5 protein-coding genes are annotated in these 7726 nt (G+C 62.0%); 2 read left to right on the top strand and 3 right to left on the bottom strand.

Annotated features, from left to right (window positions below):
- Positions 1-614: 614 nt before the first annotated feature.
- Complete coding sequence (locus tag BRAO375_RS26525) at positions 615-4505, top strand: hypothetical protein (protein WP_244423312.1); 3891 nt, start codon at positions 615-617, stop codon at positions 4503-4505.
- A gap of 121 nt (positions 4506-4626) precedes the next feature.
- Here BRAO375_RS26525 and BRAO375_RS38720 read toward each other — a convergent pair whose 3' ends face one another.
- The 3 genes from BRAO375_RS38720 to BRAO375_RS26510 all read right to left on the bottom strand — a co-directional run bounded on the left by BRAO375_RS38720 (position 4627) and on the right by BRAO375_RS26510 (position 6822).
- On the bottom strand, positions 4627-4773 hold the full coding sequence (locus BRAO375_RS38720) for a hypothetical protein (protein WP_244423310.1): 147 nt from the start codon (positions 4771-4773) through the stop codon (positions 4627-4629).
- A gap of 475 nt (positions 4774-5248) precedes the next feature.
- Entirely contained in the window at positions 5249-6223 is a 975-nt protein-coding gene (locus BRAO375_RS26515; RefSeq protein ID WP_009030517.1) for a hypothetical protein, read from the bottom strand.
- Between the two features lie 356 nt (positions 6224-6579).
- The gene (locus BRAO375_RS26510) at positions 6580-6822 is read right to left on the bottom strand and encodes a cysteine rich repeat-containing protein (protein WP_009030516.1); all 243 of its coding nucleotides are present in this window, start codon (positions 6820-6822) and stop codon (positions 6580-6582) included.
- A 28-nt stretch (positions 6823-6850) separates the two neighbouring features.
- Here BRAO375_RS26510 and xth point away from each other — a divergent pair, with 28 nt between their 5' ends.
- Positions 6851-7621, top strand: coding sequence for an exodeoxyribonuclease III (xth, locus tag BRAO375_RS26505; RefSeq protein WP_009030515.1), 771 nt, complete (start codon positions 6851-6853; stop codon positions 7619-7621).
- The last annotated feature ends 105 nt before the right edge of the window (positions 7622-7726 follow it).

The following is a 7726-nucleotide window of genomic DNA, read 5'->3' as shown; positions in this document are numbered from 1 at the left end:
TGGCTTGACGGATTATACGTACTCTCCCCGGGGACCGGGCTGTCTTGCCCCCGTAACCTGCGGATCATCATCACCGCCGGCGTAGCGTCAGCGTCGGGACGCCAGGACCATACGACTTCACCGTGCGCCTGGAGACGTTCGTCCGCACGACCAAGTCATGCTGCGCCCCAAATGCCCACCGCATCCCACCCCGCGTGCCGTGACGATCGCGATACGCCCCTCGTGCCGAGGCGGGACGGAGAGAGTAAAGCATAATTTCCGAAAAAAAGAAAGAAAAATCTGCTTAGGAGCATGGCCCCCCTTCACTCGTGAAGGGCGGACATGTCGTTTGCCAGACATGGTCGGTATCCATGGCAACCGCTTCTCGGACGCAAGTTCCGGCCGGCGCACCGCGACTGTTTCGGCATCGCACCCGGGCCGCCAACGGCCTGCGGCGCAGCTGTGCGAAGTCGATCATAGGATTGTCGAGTCTGATATTGACGCGCACGAAGCGAGGCGGCAGTTTTCCGTTCTATTTCCGAGACTGGCTTTTTGTTTAGGTGAGAACAATGTGCAGGCATCTACGCGTCCCGACGATTGGTTTTTTGCTTGTCGGGTTCGGCGCAAGCTCGTCGATGGCGCAAAGTTCCCGCGACTTCCTGAACATGTTCGGCGCCATCATGCAGTCAGCGATGGTCCAAGCGACCCAAGCCGAATGGCGGAAGATCCCCCCAACCACATTGACCTGCATGGACGAGACGCTCCGACGCCGCGGCATTAGCGTTCAGGTGCTGGTGAACAACGGCATCAATCCGTCGGACACAAGAGTTTCGGATGTCCTGGCTGAATGCCGCACTCAGGTTGCGCTGCGACAGGACACCATCCTTGTTCAACCGCCAACGCCGTCCAGCCGGATCAATCCTGCCGACCCGCAATCAGTGCAGCCGCAGGCGCCCTCCCTTCCCTCAAAGTATAGGGTCGACAAAATTCCCCTGGGCAGCATCATCTCTTACGTCTCGCCCAGCTACAAAGAATACCAGTGTCGACCCAGCGACCAGTTTTCCGGTTTCACTTGGTGTCAAAAGCAGCGAACCGAGCGCACTGCGCGCGGAGAGTACCTTTCGTCCTATAGTATGCTGCACGCTGACGATGGACGCGCGTACTATTTGAATCGCTCCCTGGACCCCGCCTTCTTCGATCCCGGAGAAGTGAGCAGCGACATTGACCGGCTTTCCCGAACCTTCGGCGAGCAGCCGCGCTTGATTTTCAGGCCGCAGCACGCTGCAGGCGCAAGCGGCACGATCGCCTATTGGGGCGACGTTGTTCTCGAGACTCTGGATGCGACTGCCATCGCGACGCTGGCGTCGGGCCGGAGCCCCGGTGGCATGTTGGTCGACTTCGCCGGGAACTACCAGGAATCCATCAGGCAGGATCTTCCAATATACAGGGTGGCCGGCGGACCCGGCTTTGTCTGGGCTGAAAGTCACGACACCTATGGCCGCGGACGGCTGCGCTTCTTCGCGATCGATGCGTCCACGCTGTCAGCGCCATCCAAAGGCGCACAAGCAAATTCCACATCGCCCTCGCCGCCCGAAGATCCTTGGAAGGATTGTCAATCGCAGGATGCTGAGATCCGGCTGACGGGCTGCACGAAGATCATCGCTACGAAAAGCCTTGACCGGATCCGCCTTGCGGACGCGTTCGATGGCCGTTGTTCAGCATATAATAAGAAGCAGGACTACCAACCTGCGCTGTCGGATTGCCAAGCCGCCATCGATCTCAACCCGAAATATTCTTACGCCTATGCCAATCTGGGCACGGCCTATCTAGGTCTGAACGATTCCGCCAACGCACTCTCAGCCCTGAACAAAGCCGTCGCGCTGAAGACGAATTTCATTTGGTCTCGCCTCACCCGGGCAAAAGCTCTCGAGGCATCGAACACCGAAGAGGCACTCAAAGACTATCAATATGCCCTGCTGATCGACCCGGCGAACCTAGCCGCCAAAGACGGCGTAGCAAGGCTAATGACGGGGTCGAACTCGACAGCGGAAGCCCCGGAGTCTTGCCTAGGAGACATGAACCAACGAGCCGCTTACCTCGCCGCGAGCATCACCGCCTCGTCTGCATCGGCAATGGAAATGGCGACGGCGGCAATTTCCGCCAGTACCCAGACCTACCGCGCAAAATTGGACGCCCAACTCGCCAAGATCGACCAACTTACGCGAGATATCGAGACGGCCGATAAGCAGAGGTCGGTCCTCGGAGGATCATCGGACGACCGCAAGAAACTTCTTAACGACGTTCAGCGGCTCACCGACGCTGTCAGCGAGACCCAGACGCGAATGAACGCGATCGCTGGAAAGATTTCCGAGCGCGAGCGCGACCTCAAGACGGAGGCGGCCAAGGCACGGCAGAAGGAGATCAATCAAGATCTGGCCAGACTACGTTCCAGCTTAGCGGCCGCTGAGCAGGAGCTCCAAAGAAAGGAGTCCGAGCGTGACGACGCCTCTTCCAGAGCTGGACAGCGAGGCGCCGACATCGCAAAAGCCCTAATGCAGTCCGACGCTATCCGCGCTAGGAAAGAAGGTGCAGAGAGCTGCGCCCGACAGATCAAGGCGGGACTTGCAGCGCTCGACCAGAAGGCCGACGAGATCCGACAGAGGCAGCGGGATGAGACCGCGAAAGCCCTGCAGATCCATGCCGAAAACCTGCTAAGCGACCTCTCCGAATTCGCGCAGAAGAGCGCAAGCCTCGTCCCGCTGGAAGTCGGACCGCTCGTGGCGGGATTGAAAACGGCGCTCGACACCAAGGATCCGGACAGGACCTCGGAAGCGTTTTCGGCCTTGCAACGCCGGCTCGACGAGATTCCCGAGTTCAAGCGGTTTCGAACCTCTCGAGAGGATAGCCGCCGGGAAGCGGTGAAGGCGGAATTGGATCAGCTTTCGGACTCGGCGCGAACGATTGCGGACTTCGTTGAAGGCTACGCGCGGCGAAACATCACGTCCAACAGCGCGCAGGATCTCATCAAGCTAAGAGGACGTTTGTCGGACGCACTCGCGAATCCGGAGACGGATGCTCTCAAGCAGGCCATTTCGGATTCGGAGACCGAGATCAGGCGATTGCACCTCGAACCAGACTACAACGAGTATCGCGCAAAGCATCCGATTCAGAGCCGGAAATCCATCCAGGCGACGACCGATCGAAATCGGCTGCTTGTCGACGGACCTCTCGACGAGACATTGGTCCTGGTGAACGAAAGCGGCCAGGCCGGCGTCGTACGGAACATGCGGGGTGATCTCGTGTTCGATCGCGGTCGCGCGAGCCTTTGCTTCCTGCACGAGAACAACCTGGATGCCTTCGGCATGTCGCAACTGAAAGGCAAGGTGGTCGAGAAGGGAGCCCGGACCGTCGACGTGGCAGCTTCACCCTGCGCGGCAGACGGCCTGGAGCGTTACGATCTGGTGACCGTCAATCGCGGTCTGTTTGCGTCGCTCCCCGCTAATGCTGCCAATGCGATCCTCAAGGCGGTCGATACCGGCGCCTTCACTTTGCTCGGGAGCGTCAGCGAGCGCGAATTGCAGAATGCTCGTAATTCAGACGGCATCAGGAGCCTGCAACTCGAGAACGATATCCAAAGAAAGGCGATCGACGGTTTTGGTCTGGTCTCTATCGCGAACGGAACGTCGATCGTCTGTCAGACGGTCGCCGATCGGCAGAAAACTCATGAGAGTCTCATCACTCGAACACTCGATCGGCTTCAGGTCGAGCTCGGTTCCTCACCCAAGGTGATATCCACATCGATCGAAAGTGCGTTCGTCTCCACCAAGCGCGGTCAATGCGGGGCGGTGTACGGCGCGTCGAAGGACCTTAGGGATTTGATTGCAGGGCTGCAGCGGGACAAGCTCAACTATCACGTTGTGGCAACCTGGTTCACGCCCGCCGACGTCGAGGCGGAAGCAAAGGACGTCGCGGATGGCGAAGCCCGATTGTTGCGCGAACAACAGCAACTGGACCAGAAGAGAAAAGACGACCAGTCGCGTGCGGACGTCCAGCGACGACAATCCGGCGAGGAGAAGCGCGAACGACAGGAGAGACTTCAGAAGGAGAACGGGGCCTTGGCGCGAGGGCTGCAAGAAGTCATTGCGGACCATGTGAAGAGATTTGCCGCGAACCCCGCACGCGACGATGGAACCCATGCGCGGCAATGGTGGCCCGCGTTGGCGGGTTGGTATCTCCAACAGATTTCCAGCGATTGGGAATTGGAGGACGTTGCAACCGACTTGCGCGACTACGGAAGCGTCAAATGGAAAAGCCGGATTCTTGAGGCAGGCTTCGTAGCGATCACGTTCAAGATGAAGAACAGAGCGCTCGGCGAGCATGAGCAGAAGTGCTTCATGGTCGGATATGTAGCCGATCGCGAATTTGAAGTTGCGAGAGATCCGATTGCGGTTCCGTGCGAGGACGAAACGGCGGTCAGCAGGTATAAGGTCGCACGTGAATTCTCGAGTAAATGGCTGACGAACTGAGGCGACGTCATCTTCGGCTTGGCCGACGCTATCGGCATCTTCAGGGGGCGCCGAAAGGGCGGCGCGCCCGCACCCGATCGCCACCGCGATGACGCGGACTTGGTCCGGCTTCGTGCAAGGGCTACTGCCCGATCCCCAGCGAGCCGGGCGGCGGCGCGCTTCGCGCGACCGGCGGGGCATAGCTGGTGTAGACGCGATCGCCCTGCGGACGATAGCGATAGCGCGGGACGATGGAGTAGTCGGGCACCCAATACGGATCTTGCCTCACGGCGGGCGGCCCCGCGATGACGACGCGCGCGGATCGGTGAAGTGAGGCTTGGGCTTCAGCTCGCGATCCGGCCTGGGCCGTAGCACTCAGCGCGGTCGCTGTTGTCAGCACCAAGACGACGGTGATTGTTCTCGTGCTGTCGGACCTTCCCGGTAAAGACAGTCCAACGGGCCCGACGCATCGGCGTTCCCGGCCGAGGAGAGTGCAGGCCCCCCATCTGCACGGTTCACGTGCTGGGCCCGACCTTCACTCCTCGCCCTGAGGAGCCCGCCCAAGGCGGGCGTCTCGAAGGGCGGGGCCCCACTGCGGCCTCATGGTTCGAGACGCGCCTTCGGCGCTCCTCACCATGAGGGTTGCACCGATGCAGTCCTGCACGTCAATCATGAGTACGCCGACCGGCGTGTTCATAGACCCGCGGTACGCAACGCGGCGATCGCCCTCGATCGGCGCTAGCGGCGCCTGATGCCCCGGCGTGCTACCCCGTCGTCACGATCCGATCCATCTCCTGCAGCCGGACGAAGGCCGCCCAGGCCTGACGATATTCGATGTCGATGCAGTCGATCGTCAGCAGCGCGCGGGAGGCGTCCTTGATGTCCTTCGCGGAGGGACGCAGCCGCGGATCGCCGGCAGCCTCGGACTTCTTCCAGCGCTCCTCGACGTCCCTCGCCAGCGCCAGCGCCTCGGAGGGGGGACGCCTCTCCGTCGGGACCGCCAGCGGATGGCCCTGCGGGAATTTCGGCCAGTTGGGCGGCGGCTGATCGGCGCGCCATTCCGACGGCTTGCTGGCGGATGCAGTCGGCTTGCCCCGCTCGCTGACGATCGTCTGACCTGCACTGCTGCCGCCAGCTGAACCCACGGTCTTGCCGGCGAGCGCCGCGATCTGCTGCTCCATCCGCTGGCCGCCCGCCCCACCCGCTCTGGATCCGGCCGCTTCCGTCATCGTCGCGGACAGCGCCGTCAGCGTCGCCGGATCGCCTTCGGGCATCAGTTGCACGGCCGTCTTCACCACGGCCAGCGCGGCGGGCGAGATCGCGAGCTTCTTGTCAGGGTCCTTCTGCGCGACCTTCGGCTCGTCCTCGATCACCGGACAGGGCCGGTAAGACGCCTGCTCACGCGTCAGCCGTCCGCCATCGTCGACGCGGACAAAGTTCGCCGCCACGGCATAGACGAAGGGGGCATCGGCGACGTTGCCGCTGCGGTCGCGCGCCTTGACAAGGCCGCAGACATATTTGGTCGCGCCTTCCGTCACCGACCGCAAGCCCTCGAACTGCGCCGTGTCCGGGGCGACCAGCACGTTGCGAACCGCCGCGCGCGCTTTCATGTGGTCCGACGACAACGCGCTCATCACCGGCTTTGCGTCGATGGCCGGCGGCTGGACGTACCATCTGAGCTCGGCGGCCAGGAACACAGCGCCGAATCCGGTCGCGATCAGCAGAGCCGGGATATTCATGACACCACTCCAAATAGCATCAATTCTTGATTGTAATTTCCTCAGCAAACGACTTTTGATAGAAATTCTGCGCGTTCTTCCGGGCGGAGGGGACTCGCGGCTTGCCGAGGCGAGAGAGGGGGTGAACGGTGACATCATACATCAACAGACACATTCGGCGGTAGATTGATAGTTGCGCGACTGATGCTGAGGGTTAAGGCGGCCTTAATGTGACCGCTGCGACGTCGCATTGATCCGATCGGCCGCGCGTCGGAGCGGGGTCATTCAGGGACGATGGCGGCGACCGTCCCTGGTTACCGCACGAGCAGGAACTCGCCTTCTACGTGCAAACGAGCGAACAGCGACGCTTTTCGCTCCTACCCCTTCGTGCCCGCGGCATTGGCGGCGTCGAGCACCTTCTTGCAGGCGCCCGCGAGCTGCGCATAATTCCGCATCATGCACGCGATGATGCGGCCTTCGCCTGGCAGCACGTCGACGCAGAACCTGATGTAGTCCGCCTGACAGGCCGCGCGCTGCTCGTCGTTCGGCAACTGCTGTGCCGATGTCGCGGGCATGCCCAGCGCCAGCGTGAACAAAACAGCGGCTGCGAACTTTGACATCAGGACTTTTCCCCTCAGCGGCGGCATCATGAAGATCGCGACCTTCAACATCAACAATGTCCGGCGGCGCCTCCCCAACTTGCTGGGCTGGCTGCGTTCCGCCAGGCCGGACATCGTCTGCCTGCAGGAGCTGAAATGCACGCGGGCCGAGTTTCCGGTGGGTGAGATCGGCAAGGCCGGCTACGGCGCGGTGTGGCAGGGGCAGAAGACCTGGAATGGCGTCGCGATCCTCGCGCGCAAAGCCGAACCGGTGCTCATCCGCACCGCCCTGCCCGGGGATCCCAAAGACAAGGACGCGCGCTACATCGAGGCCGCGGTGCGCGGCATCGTCGTCGGCTGTCTGTATCTGCCGAACGGCAATCCGCAGCCGGGGCCGAAATTCGACTACAAGCTCGCCTGGTTCAAGCGGCTGCACAAGCACGCGGCCAAGTTCATCAAGGACGACCTGCCCGTCGTGCTCGCCGGCGACTACAACGTCGCGCCGACGCCGCTCGACATCTATCCGACGAAGTCATGGGACAAGGATGCGCTGGTCCAGCCGAAGAGCCGCGCGGCCTACAAGGCGCTCGTCGATCAGGGCTGGTGCGATGCGGTCCGCACCGTTCACCCGGACGCGCCGATGTTCACCTTCTGGGACTACAAGCGCAACCGGTGGCCGCGCGATGCCGGCTTGCGGCTCGATCATCTGCTGCTGAGCCCGCAACTCGCGCCGCGGCTCAAGCAAGCCGGCGTCGACCGCGCCATCCGCGGCGAGGACGGCGCCAGCGATCATGCCCCGGCCTGGATCGTGTTGAAATAGACACGCAAGGCCACGCCGGTCAGTCACTCGGCCGTCTTCGTGAACGCCCTCCTGGAGCGTTCATTGTCCGGTGTGGAGCGCCCTTGGCGCTCACCCCTCCATGGT

Source organism: Bradyrhizobium sp. ORS 375 (assembly GCF_000239775.1).
Classification (GTDB): Bacteria; Pseudomonadota; Alphaproteobacteria; order Rhizobiales; family Xanthobacteraceae; genus Bradyrhizobium.
Note: the sequence above shows the minus strand (reverse complement) of the source record. Positions and strands in the feature narration are given on the sequence as shown.